This window comes from Stenotrophomonas sp. Ps181 (genome assembly GCF_025697425.1).
Taxonomy (GTDB): domain Bacteria; phylum Pseudomonadota; class Gammaproteobacteria; order Xanthomonadales; family Xanthomonadaceae; genus Stenotrophomonas; species Stenotrophomonas sepilia.
In genome coordinates this window covers 299641-321821 of record NZ_JAHWBI010000004.1, presented here as the reverse complement: position 1 = coordinate 321821, position 22181 = coordinate 299641, and the positions used below count along the sequence as shown (strand labels likewise).

Genomic DNA, 22181 nt, shown 5'->3' with positions numbered 1-22181 from the left:
GGGTTACTTGCCCTGGCCTGTGGTGCGGTTGGCATTGTTCTTCTGTTCCTGCGCGGCAGCCGCGCGTGATTCGGCGATACCCACCGCGCGTGCTGCCGCGGCCTTTTCGTCCTTCTGCAGTTCCAGCGGCTGGAACGACCCTTCCGGCGCCAGCCAGCCGCCGCTGAATCCGGCCCGCTCCAGGCCCTTGCGGATGTACGGATTCTTCTTCATCACTTCCCAGACGAAGTCGTTGCGGTAGTTGGCGATCATGGTCAGGATCGGTCCCTGGTCGATGGCGATGTAGTCGCTGGCGACCCAGCCGCGATCCGGCACCAGGCGGCCGGTCTTGATCGGGATGTCGTAGTTGAAGCTGGGGTTGAATGAATCCAGGAAGCCGTAGCTGGAATAGATGTAGTCGCCGTAGCGCTTGTGCATTTCCAGCGTGGCCGGGATCACCTGCTCCGGCGCGAACACCACCGAAGCGATCGCCGCAGTCGGGGCGATGGTGCCGTCATCGAAATTCTCGCGCAGCCCAGCGCCGCGCGAGGAGTAATGGCGGAACTGGCGCTGCTCGCCGCGGTATTCCTGCGTGGTGTTCTGCGGGCCATCGCTGGCGGTCAGGCCCCACACATTCTCGCCATACTCCTTCCACTGCATCGGGTTGGCGATGGCGTATTCGCGCTGGGCCAGCGCAGCCGAGCGGCTGTTGAGGAAATAGGTGCTGCCGCGCTCGCGCATGTACGCGTCCTGGATATCGCGGAAGTCGATCCAGACGTGGCTGTACTGGTGGCCGAACAGCGGGCCGAAGGACAGGTATTCCTGGCCCTGGTAGACACCCCAGTCGTTGTCATAGGTGCGCGTCCACACCGTCCACGCATCCGGGCTGACCGGGTGCGTGGGCGAGCCCAGGGCGAGGATGTAGACCATCATCGCCTCGTTGTAGCCCATCCAGTCGTGGTCGATGAAGCCGCTCTCCGGGAACCAGCCCATCGAGATCAGCGGCGCACGCTGCTGCAGCCACGGCCAGTCGACCTTCTTGTACAAGGTATCGGCAATCTGGCGGATTTCCTTTTCGCGCGGATCGTCACCGTCGTAGTACGACTGCGCGAACAGCACGCCCATCATCAGCAGTGCGGTATCCACCGAGGACAGTTCGACCCAGCTGTCGTAGCGACGCCCTTCCTGCATGTCCAGGAAGTGGTAGTAGAAGCCCTTGTAGCCGGCCTTGCCGGTGCGCTGCGGGCCCATCGGCACGTCGCGGAAGAATTTCAGGGTGGTCAGGGTACGGTCGATGGCCTGGTTGCGGCTGACCCAGCCGTTCTCGATGCCGATCGGATAGGCAGTCAACGCGAAGCCGACCGAGGCGATGCTGGCGAACGGCCGCGACGGGTAGCGGTCCGGGGTCAGCCCGTTCACTTCGTTGGTGGTGTCCCAGAAGAACTGGAAGGTGCGGCGCTCAATGTCATCAAACAGCGGCGGCAGCTCCGGCTTCATCGGCCGCGGCGGTGCATCGGCCTCGATCAGGATCACCGGCGGGCGCGGCTTGGCAGGTTCCTGCTGGGCCGGCTGGCAGGCGGCCACCGCCAAGCACAGCATTGCGGCGGACGACAGATGGCGTGCCTGCATGGCGCGGTTCCTCCGGTGGTCTGATCGATGGGAAAGCATACCGTCCAATGATCTGAAATCGTTTACAAGATGCGCTCTTAAAAAACCACGAAAAACGTGGTCTGACACCGCGATCATTGCCCACGCCGCTGCCCCCTGCCCAGCAGCGGCGTGGGCAATGGACCGGCACGGGGCCGGCCATTGCCGTTCTCACACAATCGATGCCGCCGGCGGACCGGCGGCATCGGATACAGCAACAGGCGGCGCCACTTAGAAGCGGAAGCCCACTTCGGCCTTGACCTGGCGCGGAGTGCCGATGATGTCGCCGGTCTCGTTGTAGCTGGCCTGCAGCTTGCCGTTGGTCTTGACGTAGTTGTAGGTGGAGAAGTTGTCGAAGTTGAACACGTTGATGATGTCCAGACGGGCGTACAGCTCGGTGTTGCCCGCCAGCTTGAACGTCTTCGTCGCCTGCAGGTCGACCGAACGGTAGCCGAAGATCTTGCCACCCACCAGGAACTTGCCGGTTGCGTTGGGCACGGCCGCCTGCGGGGTCGGCAGGGTGTAGCCGCTGGCCTGCATCACCGGGTACCAGTCGTTGACGGCGGTCGGGGTGGCCAGGGTGATCTTGCCGCCGAAGGTGATGCCCCAGAAGCCCGCGTACGAACCGGTCACCACCAGGCGGTGGCGCGGTGCGCCGTTGGAGCGGATGGTCGGGTAGTCACCGATCAGGCCGCGATCGAACGCATACTTCTCGTTGATGTCGCGGTTGTGGCGCGCGGTGGTCCAGGTGTAGGCGATCGAGGTGCCCCAGCCGCTTTCCTTGGTGAACGGCTTCTGTGCCGACAACAGGACCTGGGTGGCACGGGTCTTGATGCCCTGCTGGCCGATGATCAGGCTGCCGAAGCCCGGCACGTTGCAGCTCCAGGCCTGGCTCAGGCCCGGGGAGGTGCCACCACACAGGCGCGGATCATCGAAGAACTGGCCGGTCGGGTAGCGGTTGCCCAGGGTGAAGGCGAAGCCGTCGTAGCTCAGGGTACGGGCGATGGTGGCGTCGGTCAGCCAGTCGCCGATCTGGTTGCTCATGCCCAGGCTGAACTGATCCGAGTACGGCGCCTTCAGCTTGTTGTTCAGCAGGTCCACTTCCAGGCCGGCATTGCTGGTCGCGCCGACCAGTGCCTGCAGGTTGCCGATCCCGTTGAGCAGGTTCGGGTTCCAGTCATAGCAGGCGGCCTGGCCGTTGATGCAGGCGCCGGTGGCCGGGTTGCGGAAGTAGATGGTCGGCTGCGGCAGGGCCAGCTTGGTGGTTTCCAGCTGCAGGTTGTCGAACAGGTCACGGTCGTAGGAACGGCCGGCACCACCGTGGATCACGTGCTGCTCGTCGGCGTTGATGTCATACGAGAAGCCCAGGCGCGGCTGCCAGGCGTCCTTGAACGCCTTGCGGTTGTGGCCGTTGCTGATGTAGTCGCTGATGTCCAGGCCGCCCAGTGCCAGCGAATCGGCATAGGTCTGGCCAGCGGCGGCGCGCGGATCCTGCGAATAGATGGCGTCGACCACCTGCTGCGGGGTCACGAAGTCGAGGTAGGACGGGGTCTTTTCGTAGTCCCAGCGCAGGCCGATGTTCAGCTGCAGGTGGTCATTGACCTGCCAGTCGTCCTGGATGAACACGCCGTACTGCTTGGACTTCGAACGCACTTCACCGGACACACCGGTCACGCCGGTCACCGGCTTGACGAACTGCGCCTTGTACGGAATGGAATCGGGGAAGTCCGGATCGCCCAGCGAGTAGGTGAAGGTCGGATTGATCTGCGCCGCGTCGGACGCGTACAGGTCGATCTGCTTGTACTTCACGCCCATCTTGATGGTGTGGTCACCGGCCCACTGGATGCCATCCAGGGTCAGGTTGTCTTCGATCGACCAGCCCTTCTGGCCCTTCACCTGCGAATCCAGTGCCGAGGCGCCACCGATCTTCACGATGGTGCGGTCTTCGGGGCCGTCCGGTGCGGTGTAGGTGATGCCGTTGGCCAGCGTCAGCGGGGTCGGGTTGTTGAACGAGTCTTCGTGGGTGACCATCAACTCGTTGTAGTAGCGCTCACCACTGTGGTTCCAGCGCAGGGCATAACGACGGTCGGTGTTGACCACTTCACGGCCGGCTTCCGGCGAGGTCTGGCCACTGAACTGCGACTGGGTTTCGTCGCGGTCCTGGAAGGTCAGTTCGATGCGGTCGTTGTCGGTCGGCTCGAAGTCGATCTTGCCGAAGATCAGATCCTGCTGGAACGGCTGGCTGGCCGGGCCGAGGCCGGCGGCACCAGCGGGCGGCAGCAAGCCGGCAGCGCCGGTGACCGCGCCATCCGGCGCGATGGTGACCGGCAGGTCGAAGCGCTTGGCTTCGTAGGTCACGAAGAAGTGCGCCTTGTCCTGGATGATCGGGCCGCCCAGGGCGAAGCCGTATTCCTTCTCGGCCGAGACCATCTTCTCCTTGCCGCCCTGGCGCTCGGCCGGGGTCTTGGCACGCATGTCTTCATCGGTGTAGCGGTAGAACGCCTCACCCTTGAACTCATTGGTACCGGACTTGGTCGCAGCCGTCACTGCGGCGCTCGACACCTGGCCATACTCGGCCTTGTAGTTGCCGCTGATGACCTTGTATTCGCCGATGGCCAGCTGCGGGAACGGGTTACCGGCGCTGCCGGACTGGCCGGCCACGCCGCCACCCTTGACGTAGCTCTTCTGGCCCACGCCGTCGATGTACACGTTGGTACCATCTGCATTGGTGGCGCCGCCGCGCAGCGAGGTGTTGCCCTTGGCGTCGCGGGTGAAGATCAGGCCCGGCACCGCGTCGGCGAACTCCAGGAAGTTGCGCGACACCTGCGGGGTGGTCTGGATCTGCTGCAGGCTGACGGTCTTGCCGACTTCGGAGGTACGCACTTCCTGCAGCAGGGTCGGCGCGACAACGTTGACGGTGTCCAGGTTGGTGGCCGCGGTCGAACCCGGGGTGCTGCTGGCGGCACCGGCGAAGTTCAGCGTCGCGGTCGACGCCACGGTGACGGTGACCTTCTGGGTCTGGCCGTTGGCGACCACGTTGTACGTGCCCGGATCCAGGCCCATCAGCGAGTAGCTGCCGTCAGCGCGGATGGTGCCACGGCGGACGGTACCGGTGGCCACATTGGTGGCGGTCACTTCGGTGCCGGCCTGGGCACCGGCAACCTGGCCGCGCAGGCTGGCGTTGGCCGACTGCGCCATGACGTTGGGGGCGGCAGCCAGCATCAGGCAGCTGACCAGGGCGGTGCTCAGCAGCCGGCGCGCCGGCATGCGGAAGGTGGTATGCATCATCAACTCAATCTCCGGGTGGCGGTAACCGCTTGCGCGGTCCCTGCGATCAGTCAAAAAAAGAAGAAACGCCTCTGGCTTCAACGGCCGGATGGCGGAGTGGTGGAATCGCGAACAATCAAGCGGGGAACCAGGGTCTGCTTGTCCCCTGCCCCATCCGTGGAGGTGCCGTCCATCAACTGCATCAGGCGCGTCATGGCCCGGTCGCCGAGCTCGGCGATGCTGACCTGCATGGTGGTCAGCGACGGGTGGACGAAACGCGCCAGTGGAATGTCATCGAAACCCGCCAGGGCCACATCGGCCGGCACACGGACCCCTGCCTGCGTGAACGCATACAGGCAGCCCAGGGCCATCATGTCGTTGGCGGCGAATACGGCATCGGGCAGCGCTCCGGCTGCCAGCAACTCCTGACCGGCACGATGGCCGGAAGCTTCGTCGAAATCACCGGGCAGCTCGATGCCTTCGGCGCCACCGCCAAAAGCCGCCAGCGCGTCACGGAAGCCGCGCAGGCGCTCGCGCGCGTCGAAGTTGAGGTCCGGACCAGAAATGAAGGCAATGCGGCGGTGGCCGGCATCCAGCAGGTGGCGGGTCATCGCCATCGCGCCGGCGTGGTCGTCGATGCTCAGCACCGGGTGGTCCTGCCCGGGCAGATAGGTGTTGATCAACACCGTCGGCAACGACTGCGGCAGGTTGTCGGTCAGGAAGCCCGGACTCTCGGCATAGGGCGAAAGCACCAGCAGGCCGTCGACGCGGCCGCGCATGGCACGCAGGGCGGCGCCCTGCTGTTCCTGGTCACCGTGGTAGCTGGACACCAGCAGGTGCTGGCGGCGGTTGCGGGCCACCCCGTCAATGCCGCGCATCAGCTCGGAGAAGAATTCGCCGTACAGGTCAGGCAGCACCACGCCCACCGTATTGGTGCGGCGGCTGCTCAGGCTGCGGGCGGCGGCGTGCGGGGTGTAACGCAGCCGTGCGGCCACCTCCAGCACAAGCTGGCGGACCGGTTCGGCGACATTTTCATGCCCGTTTAGCGCGCGGGAAACCGTGGCCACGGAGACCCGGGCTTCGCGTGCGACGTCTTTGATTGTGATAGCTGCCTTGTTCACGAAGCCGCCCTCCACGGCTTGGACCTACCAGCATTGGCGCGGAATGTAAGCGTTTCCATCCAGGCTTGTAAACAGTCCGTTAGGCGAATGTCCCGAAATGGACATGAAAATCTGTCCGTGGCGAGGCCCGCAGGGACCGGCCAGGACAGTGCGGGACAAGGACTCAGCCCTGTTCTGACGGGGTCTGTGCGCGGATGGACAGCGCGTGGATATCGGTGTCCATCATCGATCCCAGCGCGGCATACACCGCGCGATGCCGGGCCAATGGAGCCAGCCCTGCGAAGCGCTCACTGACCACATGCACGTTGAAATGGCCGCGCCCGTCGCGCGCACCGGCATGGCCGGCGTGACGATGGCTGTCGTCCTCGATCTCCAGCACGCTCGGCGCCAGCGCCTGCTGCAGCGCATCACGGATCCGCTCGATCCGTTCCGCGTTCACGGCAGCACCTTGCGGAACGGGCGGACCTGCACGCGGGTGTAGACGCCTGCAGCCACGTACGGGTCGGCATCGGCCCAGGCCTGGGCCTGCGGCAGCGACTCGAACTGCGCGATCACCACCGAACCGCTGAAACCGGCCGGGCCCGGGTCTTCACTGTCCACCGCCGGGCAAGGCCCGGCCAGCAGCAGGCGCCCCGCGTCGCGCAGCGCATGCAGCCGCGCCAGATGCTCCGGCCGCGCCTGCAGCCGCTGCGCCAGCACATCCTGGCCGTCATACCCTTCGATCACATACCACACCGGCATTTCCTCGCTTGCGTTGTCGGGTCCGCCGATTCTAGCCAATGCAGCCCCTGCCCCGTTCCGGCTGGACACTGGCGCAGCAAAGGTTTACCCTAGACTCCATTGCACGTGGCTGGATGCAGCAGCCCGTCGGTTTCTGCGGCCACGCAGCCCCCGACGACAGATCCGCTGCTTCAAACCGGACCACCTGGCCGGGCCACGTAGACGACCTCCCCGTAGTTCTGTCGCTGCCGTTTACTGCGGCGCGTCCTGCTGTTTGATATGTGTGGAATCGCGCCGATCCCGGCGTGTCTGGTGCCCTGGGGCTCCGTGGCGTTGGCCCGGCGAACCCGGTGCCGCGACTGGTCCGTTGCAATCCTGATGTCCATTAGATGACTTCCGAACTCGCGCTCGACGCGAACCCGCCAACTCGGCCGCCCGCCCCCCAGCAGCAGGAAATGCCGCTGGCCGTGGTGCATGGGCAACCGGTCCTGCAGATCCCGCAGGACCTGTACATCCCGCCGGACGCGCTGGAAGTCATCCTGGACGCCTTCGAAGGCCCGCTGGACCTGCTGCTGTACCTGATCCGCCGCCAGAACCTGGATGTGCTGGACATTCCCGTGGCCGAAATCACCCGGCAGTACGTGGAATACATCACCGTGATGCGCGAGCTGCGCTTCGAGCTGGCGGCCGAGTACCTGGTGATGGCCGCGATCCTGGCCGAGGTGAAGTCGCGGATGCTGCTGCCGCGCCCGGTCAGCGAGGAAGGCGATGAGGCCGACCCGCGCGCCGAGCTGGTGCGCCGGCTGCAGGAGTACGAACGTTTCAAGCAGGCCGCCGAGGACATCGACGCGCTGCCCCGCCAGGACCGCGACACCACGGTGGCGCATGCCTTCATGCCCGAGCGCGCCACGGTGAAGCTGCCGCCGCCGGTGGACCTGAAGGAAATGCTGCTGGCCCTGCACGACGTGCTCAAGCGCGCCGAGCTGTTCAGCGGCCACGCCATCAAGCGTGAAGCACTGAGCGTGCGGCAGCGCATGGGGGAAGTGCTGGGGCGCCTGGAGGACGGCAAGTTCTATCGTTTTGAAGGGCTGTTCACCGCCGAAGAAGGCAAGCTGGGCGTGCTGGTCACGTTCCTGGCAGTGCTGGAACTGGCCAAGGAACAGTTGCTGGACATCGTCCAGGAAGAACCGCTGGCGCCGATCTACGTGAAGTCGCTGGCCGCTGGCAACACCAACGCCCCGCTGCAGTTCAGCAGCGAGTTCGACGACAACGACGCCGCCAATGCCAACGAGTGAGCGCTGACTGCCGATGGATCAATCGCTGATCGACCGCATTGTCGAGGGTGCCCTGCTGGCCTCCAGCCAGCCACTCACCCTGGCCCAGCTGAAGGACCTGTTTCCGGAAGAGGAACCGGCACCGCCGGGCAGCATCGAACGTGCGCTGGAGCGCCTGCGCGAGGCCTGCGAAGGTCGTGGCGTGGAACTGGTCGAGGTCGCCTCCGGCTTCCGCTACCAGGTCACCGGCGAAGTACATGGCTGGATCAGCCGGCTGTGGACCGAACGCAAGACCCGATACACCCGCGCCACCCTGGAAACCCTGGCGCTGATCGCCTACCGGCAGCCGATCACCCGCGGCGAGATCGAGCAGGTGCGCGGCGTGGCGGTCAGCAGCAACATCATCCAGGCGCTGGAAGAACGCGAATGGATCCGCGTGGTCGGCCACCGCGACGTGCCCGGCAAGCCGGCGCTGTTCGGCACCACCAAGGGCTTCCTGGACTACTTCGGGCTGAAGCGGCTGGACGAACTGCCGCCGCTGTCGGAACTGAAGGACCTGGGTGAGCTGGAACCGCAGCTGGCCCTGGACCGTGATGCACCGCCCGTGGCCGGTGCCGAGGGTCCAGACATCTCGGCCGGCGCCGATGGCGTTGCCGCGAACGATGACGCCGGCCTGGCCGGCAGTGACACCCCCGATTCCGCCAATGCAGCCCCTGCATCGGCCTCCGATGAGCAAGCACCTTCGCCCCTCGATGATGGGCACCCCGATTCCGCGCCGGGCGAGCGCGCGGTGCCAGTGAACGAACGCGAAGACAACGCCGTCGCGATGACGACCGTGGCTGTTGACCAAGCCGATTCCGAACCAGAGGCCGACCTCGAAACCGTCGGCCGGAGCAAAACTGATGAGTGACACCCCCCGTAACAAGCTCTCGCTGAAGCGCGAAGCCACCTCCGAACAGTTCAAGCTGGAAGAGCGCCTGCACAAGGTGCTGGCCCAGGCCGGCCTCGGCTCGCGCCGCGCGCTGGAACAGCGCATCGCCGAAGGCCTGGTCAAGGTCAACGGTGAAGTCGCGCAGACCGGCATGTCGGTCAAGAGCGGCGACAGGATCGAACTGGATGGCCGTGGCTTCGTCGCCACTGCCCTGGCCGAACCGTCGCGCGTGCTGGTCTACAACAAGCCGGAAGGCCAGGTGACCACCCGCGAAGATCCCGAAGGCCGCCCGACCGTGTTCGAGTCGCTGCCGCCGCTGAAGGGCGCGCGCTGGATCGCCATCGGTCGCCTGGACATCAATACCACCGGCCTGCTGCTGGCCACCACCGACGGCGAGCTGGCCAACGCCATGATGCACCCGTCGTTCGAGGTCGAGCGCGAGTACGTGGTGCGCGTGCGTGCACCGGAAGGCGAGGAAAAGGTCTCCGACGCCATCGTCGACCGCCTCGGCCGTGGCGTCGCACTGGAAGACGGTCCGGCCAAGTTCGATGAGATCGAACGCATCGGCGGCACCGATTCCCACGACTGGTTCCGCGTCGTGGTGAAGGAAGGCCGCAACCGCGAAGTGCGCCGCCTGTGGGAATCGCAGGGCTGCCAGGTCAGCCGCCTGAAGCGCACCCGCTATGGCAAGGTGAGCCTGCCGCGCGAACTGGCCCGTGGCCATTCGGTGGAACTGGGCACCGCCCAGGTGGAAGCGCTGCGCGCGCAGCTGAAGCTGGAAGAAGGCGCACCGTCGGCATTGACGCTGCAGCCGGTGATCGGCCAGCGCCGCGCCGCAAAGACCACTGTGCGCGTGCGCGAAGGTGGCCGCGGCAATGCCTACGTCAATGGCCACAACACCGCCGACGAAGGCCGTGAGCTGCGCCGCTTCGACAACGTCCGCGAAGACCGCGGCCGTGGCCGCGGTGGCAAGGGCGGCGGCTTCAAGGGCGGCCTGACGGTCAGCGGTGAAGCGGCAGCCAAGCAGTCGCAGAAGCCGTTCAAGCAGCGCGCCCAGAAGAACGATCGTTCGCTGCCGGAAGGCAATCCGGCGGCGTTCCGCACCTGGTACGTGCCCGATGGCGTGAGCACCGGCCCGAGCGGCCATCGCAATGCCGGTCCGGGCGCACGTGGCCCGGGTGCCCGTGGTCCGGGCGCAGGCGGCCAGGGCCGCCCGTACGGCAAGCCGAAGGGCCCGGGTGCTGGCGCCGGTGGCGGTCAGGGCCGTGGCGGTTTCGGTGGCGAAGGCCGTGGTGGCGCAGGCGGCCAGGGCCGGCCGGCCGGTGCGGGCAACCGCTCGCAGGGCCAGGGCAACAAGCACCCGTACGGCCATCCGGGCAACGCCCCGAGCTTCCCGTCCGACCATGCAACCCCGGGTTTCAACCCGTATGGCAGCCCGAAGCCGGCGCGCGGCGCCCGTCCGGGCGGTCGTGGTCCGGGTGGCGGCAACCGTGGGCCGGGTGGCAATCGCGGCCCCGGCGGTCCGGGTGGCAACCGTGGCCCGGGTGGCCCCGGTGGCAACCGCGGTCCCGGCGGTCCGCGCCGCAGCGGCCCGCGCGGCGGCTGATCAGCGGCCCGACTGAAATGAAAACCCCGGCTCCGGCCGGGGTTTTTCTTTGCCTGGTAGATCGACCCGCGGGTGGATCCACGCCATGGGCGGACGCAAGGCGAGTACTAGGAATTCTTTGAAAACGTGCAATTAGTGCCACAGGTCGACGCGAGCAACGCGATGAACGCCTATCATGAAGCGTCTCCCCGCATAAGGAAACGACGATGGCATGGCATACCAGCGGCTCTGTGCTGACACTGGTAAATCCCACCAACATCTGGTGGAACACAGTCTACGGCCCGGGCCACACTGTTCCCGTTTCAGGCATCTACGTCTGCCTTGGCTGCAGGCGCGAGATCACGAGCAATCAGAACGACCCCTTCCCGCCGCAGTCGCACCATCAGCACTCGACCCAGCAGGGCAGCATCCGCTGGAAACTCAATGTACGCACGAACACCGACGGCGCCTGATGTAAAACAGGGGACGGAGGGGATTAAGTCGTTTTTGCCACATTGTGAATTGGCTAGGCAAAAACGACTTAATCCCCTCCGTCCCCTTTTTTGTTGTCAGCGCCGGCTGATGGTGAAGGCGGCGCCGTCCACGCCCAGGTCCCAGCCCTTGCCGGTGCCGGACAGGGCCAACGAGATGTCGCCCTTGGTCATCACCTGCGCATTGCTGGATTTCACCGCGCCGGCATGCGCACCGACCGAGGCGTAGGTGCCCAGCAGCTCATTGACGCTCACGGCGCCGGTGAAGCTGCCACGCCCATTGGTGATCTTCGACTTGCCCACGGTCAGGCCGCCGCCCTTCACTTCGATACGCACCGGCATGCTGGCGCCATTGCTGCAGGTGACCGTGCCGGTGCCGGACGCGGTCTTGTAGATCAGCGACCAGCCGGACAGGTTGTAGCGCAGCTGGCAGTCGAGATTGCCGGCAGCGTGCGCGGCTGGAGCCAGCGTGGCAGCGGACAGGGCCAGCAGCAGGGCGAAGGGCTTGTTCATGGCGGGACTTCCAGTTCGGTCGGACTGCCGGCGAATCTAGCAGCGCGCGCGTGCACGTTGGATGCAGGCGCGCGCGCTGGTGCGGTGGTGTTCAGGCCGTCGCTCAGGCCTGTTCGTCCAGGTGGAAGGCATCAGCATCGAGCATCGCAGGGAAACGCGCACGATGTGCAGCCAGTGCTTCGGCCGAAATGGTGGTGGTCACCACCTGTTCGCGTTCGCGGATCTCCACCTGCGGCTGGCCGAGGAAATCCAGCACCGCGCTGTCGCCGGCGTAGTGCAGCTGGTTGCCGTCCACGCCAACGCGGTTCACCGCTGCCACGAAACACAGGTTCTCGATCGCACGCGCGCGCAGCAGGGTCTTCCACGCATAGGCGCGCGCCGACGGCCAGTTGGCGACGAAGATCTGCAGGTCGAAGTCCAGCTGCTGAGGACGCTCCACGTTGTAGCGGTTGCGGCAGAACACCGGGAAGCGCAGGTCGTAGCAGACCTGCGGATTGATCCGCCAGCCCTTCCATTCCACGCTCAGGCGCTCACGGCCAGCGGCATAGCGCTCGTGCTCACCGCCGTAACGGAACAGGTGGCGCTTGTCGTAGTGCTGCAGCCCGCCATCGGGCGTGGCGAACAGTAGGCGGTTGTAGACGCCCTCGCCGTCGCGCAGCTGCACGCTGCCGATCACCGCCGCGTCCAGCGCCTTCGCCTGTTCGCGCACCCAGGCCACGGTCGGGCCGTCCATGCCTTCGGCCTGGGCGATGGCCTCGTTGGAGAAACCACTGGTGAAGGTCTCCGGCAGGATCACCAGGTCGGTGGTGCCAGCCAGCGGTGCGAGCAGCGCGCCGTAGTAGGCGCGGTTGCCGGCCGGATCGTGCCAGCGGGTGTCGCCCTGTACGAGGGAAATGCGCAGGTCCTGCATGTCTACGCCTCCGCTCACAGCAGGCGCAGGCGTTCGATCGCCGCGTCCATGGTCGCTTCGTTCTTGGCAAAGCACAGGCGCACCAGGCGCTGGCCGGCCGGAGGAGTCTCGTAGAACGGCGACAGCGGGATCGCGGTCACGCCCTTCTCGATGGTCAGCCACTTCACGAACTCATGGTCCGGCAGGTCGCTGATGGCCGAGTAGTCGACCAGCTGGAAGTAGCCGCCCGGCACCGGCAGCGCCTTCAGGCGGGTACCGGCCAGCTGCTCGCGGAAGCGGTCGCGCTTGGCCTGGTAGAACGCGCCCAGTTCCAGGTGGTGTTCCGGCTCATCGCGGATCATCGCGGCGAAGCCGTATTGCGCCGGGCCGAAGCTGGTGAAGGTGTTGTACTGGTGCACCTTGCGGAACTCGGCGGTCAGCGCCGGCGGGGCGATCGCATAACCGATCTTCCAGCCGGTGCAGTGGTAGGTCTTGCCAAAGCTGGAGATCACGAACGCGCGCTCGCGCAGCTCCGGGTAGCGCAGCGCCGACTCATGGCGACGGCCGTCGTAGATGATGTGCTCATACACTTCATCGGAAATCAGGTAGATCTGCGTGCCACGCAGCAGCTCGGCCAGCGCCTGCATGTCCTGCGCCGACAGCATCGCGCCGGACGGATTGTGCGGGGTGTTGACGATCAACATGCGGGTGCGCGGGGTGATCGCTGCACGCACGCGGTCCCAATCGACAGCGAACGTCTGCGGATCGAGCGACACATGCACCGCCTTGGCGCCGGCCAGGTCGATCGCCGGCTCGTAGCAGTCGTAGGCCGGGTCGAGCACGATCACTTCCTCGCCCGCACGCACCACGGCGTGGATGGCGTTGAAGATGGCCTCGGTGCCGCCGCTGGTGACGGTGATCTCGCTGTCCGCATCCACCTGCACGCCGTAGCAGTCCAGCGCCTTCTGCGCGATGGCCTGGCGCAGCGGCGCCACGCCGGTCATCGGCGGGTACTGGTTCAGCCCGGCGGCCATCGCCCTGGCGGTCTCGTCGATCAGGCGCTGCGGCGCGGAAAAGTCCGGGAAACCCTGGCCCAGGTTGACCGCGCCGTGTTCGGCGGCGAGCTGGGACATCACGGTGAAGATCGTGGTACCGACCTTGGGCAGCTTGGTGGTGGGTTGCATCGGCCTGGACTGTGGGGAACAAGGCCTCCGAGTTTACGCAATCCACGCGTCGGTAGTGCCGGCCGCTGGCCGGCACCCCTGGGACGATCTGCGACGTCGGGTCGCATCTGCCGGCCAGCGGCCGGCACTACCGTCGGCATTCACCGCTACAATTGCGACCGCACTCCGGCATGAAGACCCCTGCCCCTTGGACACCCCTGCATTGCTGGCCGCCAGCGGCCTGAGCTTCTCCCGCAATGACGAGCCGGTGTTCGGCCCGCTGGACTTCCATGTGGACGCGGGTGAAGCCCTGCTGGTGCAGGGTGGCAACGGCGCCGGCAAGACCACCCTGCTGCGCGTGCTGGCCGGCCTGGCCCGGCCCGGCACCGGCCAGGTGCGGATCGACGGCAAGCCCGCCAGCAACGCCGAGCGTGCGCGCTATGTCGCCTATCTCAGCCACCTGCCGGCGCTGAAGCCGGACCTCGGCACGCTGGAGAACCTGCACTTTCTGTGTGGCCTGCATGGGCGCCGCGCGCGGCAGATGCCCGGCAACGCACTGGCCATCGTCGGCCTGGCCGGTTACGAGGACACCCTGGTACGGCACCTGTCGGCCGGACAGAAGCGGCGGCTGGCACTGGCGCGCATCTGGCTGTCGCCGGCGCCGCTGTGGCTGCTCGACGAACCCTACGCCAACCTCGACCTGGAGGGCATCACCCTGGTCAACCGGATGATCTCGGCGCACCTGCGCGCCGGTGGCGCTGCGCTGGTCACCACCCATGGCGCCTATGCCGCACCGCCGGTGCGTACCCGCCAGCTCGACCTCGGCGGTGCCGCATGATCGCGCCGGGCACAGAACCGGGCCTGTGGCAGACCGCAGGCGCCCTGCTCAAGCGCGACCTGCGCCTGCTCTGGCGCCGCCGTGGGGATGCGCTGCAGCCGCTGCTGTTTGCGGTACTGGTGGTGGTGCTGTTCGCGCTGGCCCAGGGCCGCGAACCGAAACTGCTGAGCGCCACCGCCGGTGCGGTGCTGTGGCTGGCGGTGCTGCTGGCGGGACAGCTGGCGCTGGATTCGCTGTTCCGTTCCGACGCCGAAGATGGCTCGCTGGAACAATGGCTGCTGGCGCCGGTGCCGCTGGCCTGGCTGGTGCTGGTGCGCGTACTGCTGCATTGGGCCACCACTGCGCTGCCGCTGATCGTGGTCAGCCCGCTGCTGGCCGAAATGCTGCATCTGCCGCATGACCAACTGCCGATGTTGCTGGCATCGTTGCTGCTGGGCACGCCCTTGCTGAGCCTGATCGGTGGCGTGGTCGCCGCACTGACCGTTGGCATCCGGCGCTCTGGTATTCTCGTGGCGCTGCTGTCGTTGCCGCTGTACGTGCCGGTGCTGGTGTTCGGCGCAGGCAGCCTGGCGGCAGCCGGGCGCGGGCAGGATCCGGTCGGTGCGCTGCTGATGCTGGGCGCCGGCCTGCTGCTTGCGCTGGTGCTGGCGCCGCTGGCCACCGCCGCTGCAATACGTATTTCTCTGAGTTGACCGAGCTGAGAGCCAATCCACCCCTGCTGGATAGCCGCCACGCATGAATCCGATTGTCCGCTGGTTCCACCAACTCGGTTCGCCTCCCACGTTCGACCGTTTCGCTGCCCGCTGGTCGCGGGTGTTCTACCTTGCTGCAGTACCGGTGCTGCTGGTCGGCATGTGGCAGGCGCTGCTGGTGGTGCCGCCGGAAGCCAAGCAGCTGGACAGCTTCCGCATCCTCTACATCCACGTGCCCAGTGCCTGGATGAGCCTGTTCGTGTTCGCGCTGATGGCGCTGTATGCCGCGATCGCGCTGATCTGGCGGATCAAGATCTGCGAGATCCTGGCCATGGCCTGCGCGCCGATGGGCGCCGGCTTCACCCTGATCACCCTGCTGACCGGCAGCATCTGGGGCAAGGGCACCTGGGGCACCTGGTGGGACTGGGACCCGCGCATGACCAGCGAACTGGTACTGCTGTTCCTGTACCTGGGCGTGATCGGCCTGTACCACGCCATCGAGGACCGCCGCAGCGCCGCGCGCGCCGCTGGCCTGCTGGCCATTGTAGGTGTCAGCCTGCTGCCGGTGATCCGCTATTCGGTGGACTGGTGGGGCGGCCTGCACCAGCGCCAGTCGATCAACGTGTTCGGTGAATCGGCGATCAGCAGCGCGATGATCGCGCCGCTGTGGTGGATGGTGATCGGCACCAAGTTCTGGTTTGCCGGTTCGGTGCTGGCCAAGGCCCGCGCCGACAATCTCGACCGCGAGGCCGGCAAGGCCTGGGTCGGCGGCCGTGTCGATACCGCGCGCGCCTCCCGGGAGGCCCAGCCATGACCCACCTGCCCTATGTGATCGGCGCCTACGCCGTATTCGTGCTGGTGCTCGGCGCCGATGCCCTCGGTTCGTGGCTGCGCCTGCGCGTGGCGCGCCGGCTGGCACTGGCCCGCCAGCAGCGCCAGCAGACCCGCGCCGGCAGGCAGGACGCGGTGCCGCCGCTGTCGACGGAGCTCGAACGATGACCCCGGTACAGCGTCGCCGCCTCGTGTGGGTGCTGCTGGCCCTGCTCGCCTCCGGCCTGGCCACCGCGCTGGTGGCGATGGCGCTCGAGCGCAACATCGCCTACCTGTACACCCCTTCGGAAGTGCTGCGCGGCGATGTCGATGCACAGTCGCGTTTCCGCCTGGGCGGCATGGTGGTGAAGGGCTCCTTCAACCGCCCGGTCGGCTCGCTGGAGGCGCGCTTCGAAGTGACCGACGGCGATGCACAGCTGGCGGTGACCACCTCGCGGATCCTGCCGGACATGTTCGCCGAAGGCACCGCGGTGGTCGCCAGTGGCCGCCTGCAGGACGGTGTCTTCGTCGCCGACGAAGTGCTGGCCAAGCACGATGAGAAGTACGTGCCGAAGGAAGTGGCCGACAAGATGGGCGATGCCCATCGCAAGCACGACGTGCCGGTGACGGCCCCCGAGGTGCGCTGAGTGCTGCCCGAACTGGGTCAGATCCTGCTGTTGTGTGCGTTGCTGGCCTCGCTGCTGCAGGCCGGCCTGCCGCTGGTCGGTGCGCATCGCAACAACGCGGCATGGATGGCGGTGGCGCGGCCTGCCGCCTTCGCGCAGCTGCTGCTGTTGGCCGGCGCCTTCGCGGTGCTGACCGCCGCGTTCGTGCAGCAGGATTTCTCGGTGCGCTACGTGGCCGAGAACTCCAATTCGCTGCTGCCGCTGATCTACCGCTATTCGGCGGTGTGGGGCGCGCACGAGGGCTCGCTGCTGATGTGGGCGCTGGTGCTGGCATTGTGGACCGGCGCGGTGGCGCTGTTCTCGCGGCACCTGCCGGCATCGGTGCAGGCGCGCGTACTGGCGCTGATGGGCATCGTCAGCGTCGGCTTCCTCGCCTTCCTGATCTTCACCTCCAATCCGTTCCTGCGCCTGAACCCGGCGCCGCTGGAAGGCCGCGACCTCAATCCGCTGCTGCAGGATCCGGGCCTGATCATCCACCCGCCGATGCTGTACATCGGTTACGTGGGCTTTGCGGTGCCGTTCGCGTTCGCGGTGGCGGCATTGCTGGAAGGTCGCGTGGATGCGCGCTGGCTGCGCTGGACGCGGCCGTGGACCAACGTTGCCTGGGGCTTTTTGACCCTGGGCATCGCATTGGGCAGCTGGTGGGCCTACTACGAGCTGGGCTGGGGCGGCTGGTGGTTCTGGGACCCGGTGGAAAATGCCAGCTTCATGCCGTGGCTGGTCGGTGCGGCACTGATCCATTCACAGGCCGTCACTGAAAAGCGCGGCACCTTCGGCAGCTGGACCCTGCTGCTGGCGATCGCCGCCTTCGCGCTGTCACTGCTGGGCACCTTCCTGGTGCGCTCGGGCGTGCTGACCAGCGTGCATTCGTTCGCCGCCGATCCCTCGCGCGGCCTGTTCATCCTGGTGTTCCTGTCGGTGCTGGTGGGCGGCAGCCTGCTGCTGTATGCGCTGCGTGCCAGCCAGCTGAGCGTGGACGCCGACGATCCGCGCCGTGGCTTCACCGCCACCTCGCGCGAGACCCTGCTGCTGGCCAACAACCTGCTGCTGGCCACCGCCTGCGCAATGGTGCTGCTGGGCACGCTGTACCCGCTGCTGGCCGATGCGCTGTCGCTGGGCAAGATCTCGGTCGGCCCGCCCTACTTCGGCAGCCTGTTCCTGCTGCTGATGGCACCGATGATCCTGTTGCTGCCGTTCGGCCCGCTGGTGAAATGGCAGCGTGACCAGCCCTCGCGCGCCTTCGCGCTGCTGGCACCTTGGCTGGGACTGGCGCTGCTGCTGGGCGCGCTGGCCTGGTGGCAGGCGCCGCAGAACGGCTGGAAGGCCGGCATCGGCGTCGCCGCTGCGGCCTGGGTCGCACTCGGCACCGCACGCTTCGTCTGGCAGCGCCTGCGCGGAAATGGCCGCTTCACCGCCGAGATGCTCGGCATGATCGTCGCCCACGCCGGCATCGCGGTGTTCCTGGCCGGCGCCCTGCTGGTCGAAGCGCTGAACGTACAGCGTGAAGTGGCGCTGGCACCGGGCCAGCAGCTGGTGGTCGGTCGCTACGAAGTCCGCTTCGAAGGCGTGGACCATCGTGAAGGGCCGAATTTCATCGCTGATCGAGGCCACCTGCGGGTGTTCCGCAACGGCCGCGAGCAGGCCCTGCTGCATCCCGAGAAGCGCCAGTACGCCAGCGGCGGCCAGGTGATGACCGAGGCCGGCATCGATGCACGCTTCGACGGCGATGTCTACGTGGCATTGGGCGAGCCGCTGGGCAACAATGCATGGGCGGTCCGGGTGCACATCAAGCCGTTCGTGCGCTGGATCTGGCTCGGCGCGCTGCTGATGGCCCTGGGCGGATTCATCACCGCCGCCGACCGCCGTTTCCGTCGTCCGTAGGAGTTCCCATGTCCGAGTCCCCCGCCCCGCGTCCCTCCCGCCCGCTGCCGCCGGTAGCCATCGTGATCGGCGTGCTGTTCTTCTTCGGCCTGCTCGGGCTGATGATCTATGGGGTGATGAAGTCGGGCGACCCGCAGCGCGACGTACTGCCGTCGGCACTGATCGACAAGCCGGCGCCGGCGTTCGCGCTGCCAGTGCTGCACGACCCGGCGATGATCGTGCGCAGCGATGAGCTGCGCGGCGCGCCCTATCTGCTGAACGTCTGGGGCAGCTGGTGCGCGGCCTGCCGTGAAGAACACCCGGTGCTGACCCGTTTCGCAGAAAGCAAGCGCGTGCGCGTGATCGGCTACAACTGGAAGGATGACCCGACTGACGCGCTGCACTGGCTGGAACAGCTGGGCAACCCGTTCATGGTCGTGCTCAGCGACGTCGAGGGCCGCACCGCGATCGACTGGGGCGTGACCGCCGCACCGGAGACGTTCCTGGTCGATGGCAGTGGCATCGTGCGCTGGAAGTACAGTGGAGCGATGACCCAGCGCGTGGTCGACGAGAAGCTGATCCCGGCACTGCAGAAGATCGAGAAAGCGCAGGGCAGTGCCGGCAACACCCTGCATACGGCGCCCTGAACCCATGCGCTGGCTGCTGGCGTTGCTGCTTCTGACGCTGCCGCTGGCCGCGCTGGCCCAGCAGCCGCTGCACGATCCGCAGCCGCTGCAGTTCCGCGATGACGCCGAGGAACGCCGCTTCCATGACCTGGCCGCGCAGCTGCGCTGCGTGCAGTGCCAGAACCAGTCGCTGGCCGATTCGAACGCGCAGATCGCCCAGGACCTGCGCCGCGAGGTGCTGCAGCTGATGCAGCAGGGACACGACGACGCACAGATCAAGCAGTTCCTGGTCGCGCGCTACGGTGAGTTCGTGCTCTATCAACCACCGTTGCAGCCGGGCACCTGGCTGCTGTGGGGTGGCCCCCTGCTGGTCCTCGGCGCCGGTGCACTGGTGGTGCTGGGCATCGTCCGCCGACGTGGACGCGCCGTCGGCGCGGCGCCGGCCGGCAAGGCCGATGAAGGAGACGAATGGTGAACCATTGGCTGCCGGTGCTGGCCGGTCTGGTTGCTGCGCTGATGGCAGCCCTGGTGCTGTGGCCGTTGCGCCACCACGGTCGCCGCGGTTTCGTGGTCGGCGTGTTCGCACTGGGCGTGGCCGGTGCCTGCCTGTACCTGCTGATCGGTGATCCGCGTGCAGCACAGGTACAGCCGACGCCGTCGGTAGCCACCCTGCGCGATGGCGTGCAGGCCCTGCAGGATGCACTGAAGCGCGACCCTCAGCGTGCCGATGGCTGGGCATTGCTCGGGCGTTCGCAGGCCGAACTGGGCAATGCCTCAGCTGCGGCAGACGCCTTCGCGAAGGCCGCCGAATTGGCACCGGATGATCCGGGCGTGCTGGTGGAAGCCGCGCAGGCGCGCGCGCAGGCTGATGCCGGCAAGCAGTTCGATGACACCGCGATGGCCTGGTTGCAGCAGGCACGTACACAGGCCCCCGACGCCGAGCGCGCCAGCTGGCTGCTGGGCATCGCCCTGCGGCAACGCGGAAAGAACGCCGAGGCTGCGGACGTGTGGAGCGGCCTGCTGCCGCGACTGGAACCGGGTGCCGCGCAGGCGCTGCAGGCGCAGATCGCGATTGCCCGCGAGGCCGCCGGCCAGGCGCCCGATGCTGGCGCTGCGGCGCCACCGGCGCTGCTGCAGGTGCGCGTGCAGCTGCCGGCACTGAAGAACGCCGAGTGGCCAGCCAGCACCCAGGTGTTCGTGCTGGCCCGTGCCGTCGGCGGCCCGCCGATGCCGGTGGCCGCTCGCAAGCTGCCGCTGAGCGGATTCCCGGACACGGTCGGGCTGGGTGACGGTGACAGTCCGATGCCAACCACACCGCTGTCGGCCCATCGCGAAGTGGAAGTGCTGGCACGCATCTCGCGCACCGGCAGTGCCAATCGCAGCGAGGACGACCTGCAGAGCGTTCCGGTGAAGGTAAGCCTGCCGCATGAGGGCGTGGTGGAGCTGCGGTTTCCATAACGCGCCGCCCGGTAGTGCCGGCCGCTGGCCGGCAACCACGCAGGCGCATCAGGATTCATGAGGTTGCCGGCCAGCGGCCGGCACTACCTGCATCGCCGATGGAAACCAGCGTGTCGCCAGCTCCACATGCGGCCCCGCTAGAATGCGTGCATGACCGAATTCATCCCACCCGGCACCCGCTTCCACGCCCTGCCCTCGCCCTTCCCGTTCAAGCGCGGTGGCGCCCTGCATGGTGCACGGGTGGCCTACGAGACCTGGGGAACGCTGGCGACTGACGCCAGCAATGCGATCCTGATCGTGACCGGCCTGTCGCCGGATGCGCATGCGGCGGCCAACGAGGCCAATCCGGCACCGGGCTGGTGGGAAGCGATGGTTGGCCCCGACAAACCCATCGATACCAACCGCTGGTTCGTGGTGTGCGTGAATTCGCTGGGCAGCTGCAAGGGCTCGACCGGCCCCGCTTCGCTCAACCCGGCCAACGGTGAGCCCTACCGCCTGGACTTCCCCGAGCTGTCGATCGAAGACGGCGCTCGCGCCGCGATCGAAGTCGTGCGTGCGCTGGGCATCGGGCAGCTGGCCTGCGTGGTCGGCAACTCGATGGGCGGCATGACGGCCCTTGCCATCCTGATGCTGCATCCGGGCATCGCGCGCAGCCACGTCAACATTTCCGGCAGCGCGCAGGCGTTGCCGTTCTCGATCGCGATCCGCTCGCTGCAGCGCGAGGCGATCCGCCTTGACCCGCGCTGGAATGGCGGCCACTACAACGATGCCGAGTACCCCGAGTCCGGCATGCGCATGGCGCGCAAGCTGGGCGTGATCACCTACCGCTCGGCTCTGGAGTGGGATGGCCGCTTCGGCCGCGTGCGGCTGGATTCGGACCAGACCGACGACGATCCGTTCGGCCTGGAATTCCAGGTGGAAAGCTATCTGGAAGGCCACGCACGGCGCTTCGTGCGTTTCTTCGATCCGAACTGCTACCTGTACCTGAGCCGCTCGATGGACTGGTTCGACCTGGCCGAGTATGCCGACGGCGACGTGCTGGCCGGGCTTGCGAAGATCCGTGTGGAGAAGGCGCTGGCGATCGGCGCGAACACCGATATCCTGTTCCCCGTGCAGCAGCAGCAACAGGTTGCCGATGGCCTGCGCGCCGGCGGCGCCGATGCGCACTTCATCGGCCTGGAATCGCCGCAGGGCCATGACGCCTTCCTCGTCGATTTCGAGCGTTTCGGCCCGGCCGTGCGCGGCTTCCTCGACGCATTGTAAGTGGCGTGGCGGCGTAACCTCGCACTGGCCGCGTTCGGCGCGTTGATCGCGCTGATGATCAGCGGCGTGCTGCCGCTGTGGCTGGGCGGCTGGTGCCTGCTGGCCAGCGCGGTGTCGTTCGGCCTCTATGGCCATGACAAGCGCGCGGCGCAGCGAAAGCAGTGGCGTATTCCCGAGCGCACCCTGCAGCTGCTGGCCTTTGCCGGTGGTTGGCCCGGCGCACTGCTGGGCCAGGCGATGTTCCGCCACAAGCACCGCAAGGCCGCGTTCCAATGGGTGTTCTGGCTGTGCGTGCTGGCCAACGTGGCCTCGATCGCGGTACTGCTGCGCGAGTTCTCGCGGTAACGCCCGCAATCGGTAGTGCCGGC

Annotated in this window: 23 protein-coding genes; 15 read left to right on the top strand and 8 right to left on the bottom strand. The window is 67.0% G+C overall.

The features are described 5' to 3' along the window. Positions 1-3: 3 nt before the first annotated feature. The 5 genes from KXV01_RS11615 to KXV01_RS11595 form a co-directional block, all read right to left on the bottom strand. On the bottom strand, positions 4-1608 hold the full coding sequence (locus tag KXV01_RS11615) for a glucoamylase family protein (RefSeq protein ID WP_049414531.1): 1605 nt from the start codon (positions 1606-1608) through the stop codon (positions 4-6). A gap of 249 nt (positions 1609-1857) precedes the next feature. Continuing rightward, a complete protein-coding gene (locus tag KXV01_RS11610; protein ID WP_263467808.1) occupies positions 1858-4914 on the bottom strand; it encodes a TonB-dependent receptor in 3057 nt (1018 codons plus the stop codon). A gap of 77 nt (positions 4915-4991) precedes the next feature. Beyond that, positions 4992-6029 (bottom strand): LacI family DNA-binding transcriptional regulator, encoded by a 1038-nt coding sequence (locus KXV01_RS11605; RefSeq protein ID WP_049414529.1) that lies wholly within the window; start codon positions 6027-6029, stop codon positions 4992-4994. 148 nt (positions 6030-6177) lie between these two features. Continuing rightward, positions 6178-6453 (bottom strand): BolA family protein, encoded by a 276-nt coding sequence (locus KXV01_RS11600; protein ID WP_049414528.1) that lies wholly within the window; start codon positions 6451-6453, stop codon positions 6178-6180. Next, entirely contained in the window at positions 6450-6749 is a 300-nt protein-coding gene (locus KXV01_RS11595; RefSeq protein ID WP_005417634.1) for a YciI family protein, read from the bottom strand. Before KXV01_RS11595 ends, KXV01_RS11600 begins: the two co-directional genes overlap by 4 nt. 374 nt (positions 6750-7123) lie before the next feature. On the opposite strand from KXV01_RS11595, the gene KXV01_RS11590 reads away from it, so the two are divergent. From KXV01_RS11590 to KXV01_RS11575, 4 genes are all read left to right on the top strand, one after another. Further along, positions 7124-8029 (top strand): ScpA family protein, encoded by a 906-nt coding sequence (locus KXV01_RS11590; protein WP_005417635.1) that lies wholly within the window; start codon positions 7124-7126, stop codon positions 8027-8029. A 13-nt stretch (positions 8030-8042) separates the two neighbouring features. After that, positions 8043-8918, top strand: a complete 876-nt coding sequence (scpB, locus tag KXV01_RS11585) for an SMC-Scp complex subunit ScpB (RefSeq protein ID WP_049414527.1) — start codon at positions 8043-8045, stop codon at positions 8916-8918. Then, positions 8911-10545, top strand: a complete 1635-nt coding sequence (locus tag KXV01_RS11580; RefSeq protein ID WP_100478472.1) for a pseudouridine synthase — start codon at positions 8911-8913, stop codon at positions 10543-10545. The genes scpB and KXV01_RS11580 overlap by 8 nt, the downstream gene beginning before the upstream one ends. Before the next feature lie 206 nt (positions 10546-10751). Beyond that, entirely contained in the window at positions 10752-10997 is a 246-nt protein-coding gene (locus KXV01_RS11575; protein WP_049414525.1) for a hypothetical protein, read from the top strand. 96 nt (positions 10998-11093) lie between these two features. Here the strand turns inward: KXV01_RS11575 and KXV01_RS11570 are convergent, their stop codons facing one another. The 3 genes from KXV01_RS11570 to KXV01_RS11560 all read right to left on the bottom strand — a co-directional run bounded on the left by KXV01_RS11570 (position 11094) and on the right by KXV01_RS11560 (position 13601). Beyond that, the gene (locus KXV01_RS11570) at positions 11094-11528 is read right to left on the bottom strand and encodes a hypothetical protein (protein WP_049414524.1); all 435 of its coding nucleotides are present in this window, start codon (positions 11526-11528) and stop codon (positions 11094-11096) included. Between the two features lie 103 nt (positions 11529-11631). After that, positions 11632-12438 (bottom strand): amidohydrolase, encoded by an 807-nt coding sequence (locus tag KXV01_RS11565; protein ID WP_263467807.1) that lies wholly within the window; start codon positions 12436-12438, stop codon positions 11632-11634. Between the two features lie 14 nt (positions 12439-12452). Then, positions 12453-13601: a pyridoxal phosphate-dependent aminotransferase gene (locus KXV01_RS11560; RefSeq protein WP_263467806.1), complete on the bottom strand. Its 1149-nt coding sequence runs from the start codon at positions 13599-13601 to the stop codon at positions 12453-12455. A 187-nt stretch (positions 13602-13788) separates the two neighbouring features. Between KXV01_RS11560 and ccmA the strand changes: the two genes are divergently transcribed. The 11 genes from ccmA to KXV01_RS11505 all read left to right on the top strand — a co-directional run bounded on the left by ccmA (position 13789) and on the right by KXV01_RS11505 (position 22158). Next, positions 13789-14418: a heme ABC exporter ATP-binding protein CcmA gene (gene ccmA, locus KXV01_RS11555; protein WP_049438347.1), complete on the top strand. Its 630-nt coding sequence runs from the start codon at positions 13789-13791 to the stop codon at positions 14416-14418. Beyond that, positions 14415-15110 carry a heme exporter protein CcmB gene (gene ccmB / locus KXV01_RS11550; RefSeq protein WP_099496127.1) on the top strand — a complete coding sequence of 232 codons (696 nt, stop codon included), beginning with the start codon at positions 14415-14417 and terminating at the stop codon, positions 15108-15110. Before ccmA ends, ccmB begins: the two co-directional genes overlap by 4 nt. Before the next feature lie 43 nt (positions 15111-15153). Continuing rightward, positions 15154-15924, top strand: a complete 771-nt coding sequence (gene ccmC / locus KXV01_RS11545; protein WP_099496128.1) for a heme ABC transporter permease CcmC — start codon at positions 15154-15156, stop codon at positions 15922-15924. Continuing rightward, on the top strand, positions 15921-16109 hold the full coding sequence (locus KXV01_RS11540) for a heme exporter protein CcmD (protein WP_049438350.1): 189 nt from the start codon (positions 15921-15923) through the stop codon (positions 16107-16109). Before ccmC ends, KXV01_RS11540 begins: the two co-directional genes overlap by 4 nt. Continuing rightward, positions 16106-16567 (top strand): cytochrome c maturation protein CcmE, encoded by a 462-nt coding sequence (gene ccmE, locus KXV01_RS11535; protein ID WP_005417653.1) that lies wholly within the window; start codon positions 16106-16108, stop codon positions 16565-16567. The genes KXV01_RS11540 and ccmE overlap by 4 nt, the downstream gene beginning before the upstream one ends. Beyond that, positions 16568-18487 carry a heme lyase CcmF/NrfE family subunit gene (locus tag KXV01_RS11530; RefSeq protein ID WP_065178271.1) on the top strand — a complete coding sequence of 640 codons (1920 nt, stop codon included), beginning with the start codon at positions 16568-16570 and terminating at the stop codon, positions 18485-18487. Between the two features lie 8 nt (positions 18488-18495). Beyond that, positions 18496-19113 carry a DsbE family thiol:disulfide interchange protein gene (locus tag KXV01_RS11525; protein ID WP_049412438.1) on the top strand — a complete coding sequence of 206 codons (618 nt, stop codon included), beginning with the start codon at positions 18496-18498 and terminating at the stop codon, positions 19111-19113. Positions 19114-19117: 4 nt separating this feature from the next. Next, entirely contained in the window at positions 19118-19567 is a 450-nt protein-coding gene (locus KXV01_RS11520; RefSeq protein ID WP_049412441.1) for a cytochrome c-type biogenesis protein, read from the top strand. Continuing rightward, positions 19561-20550 (top strand): cytochrome c biogenesis protein, encoded by a 990-nt coding sequence (locus KXV01_RS11515; RefSeq protein WP_049459520.1) that lies wholly within the window; start codon positions 19561-19563, stop codon positions 20548-20550. The genes KXV01_RS11520 and KXV01_RS11515 overlap by 7 nt, the downstream gene beginning before the upstream one ends. Before the next feature lie 150 nt (positions 20551-20700). Then, the gene (locus KXV01_RS11510; RefSeq protein ID WP_049411680.1) at positions 20701-21813 is read left to right on the top strand and encodes a homoserine O-acetyltransferase; all 1113 of its coding nucleotides are present in this window, start codon (positions 20701-20703) and stop codon (positions 21811-21813) included. After that, positions 21814-22158 (top strand): DUF1294 domain-containing protein, encoded by a 345-nt coding sequence (locus KXV01_RS11505; protein ID WP_049411676.1) that lies wholly within the window; start codon positions 21814-21816, stop codon positions 22156-22158. Positions 22159-22181 lie beyond the last annotated feature (23 nt).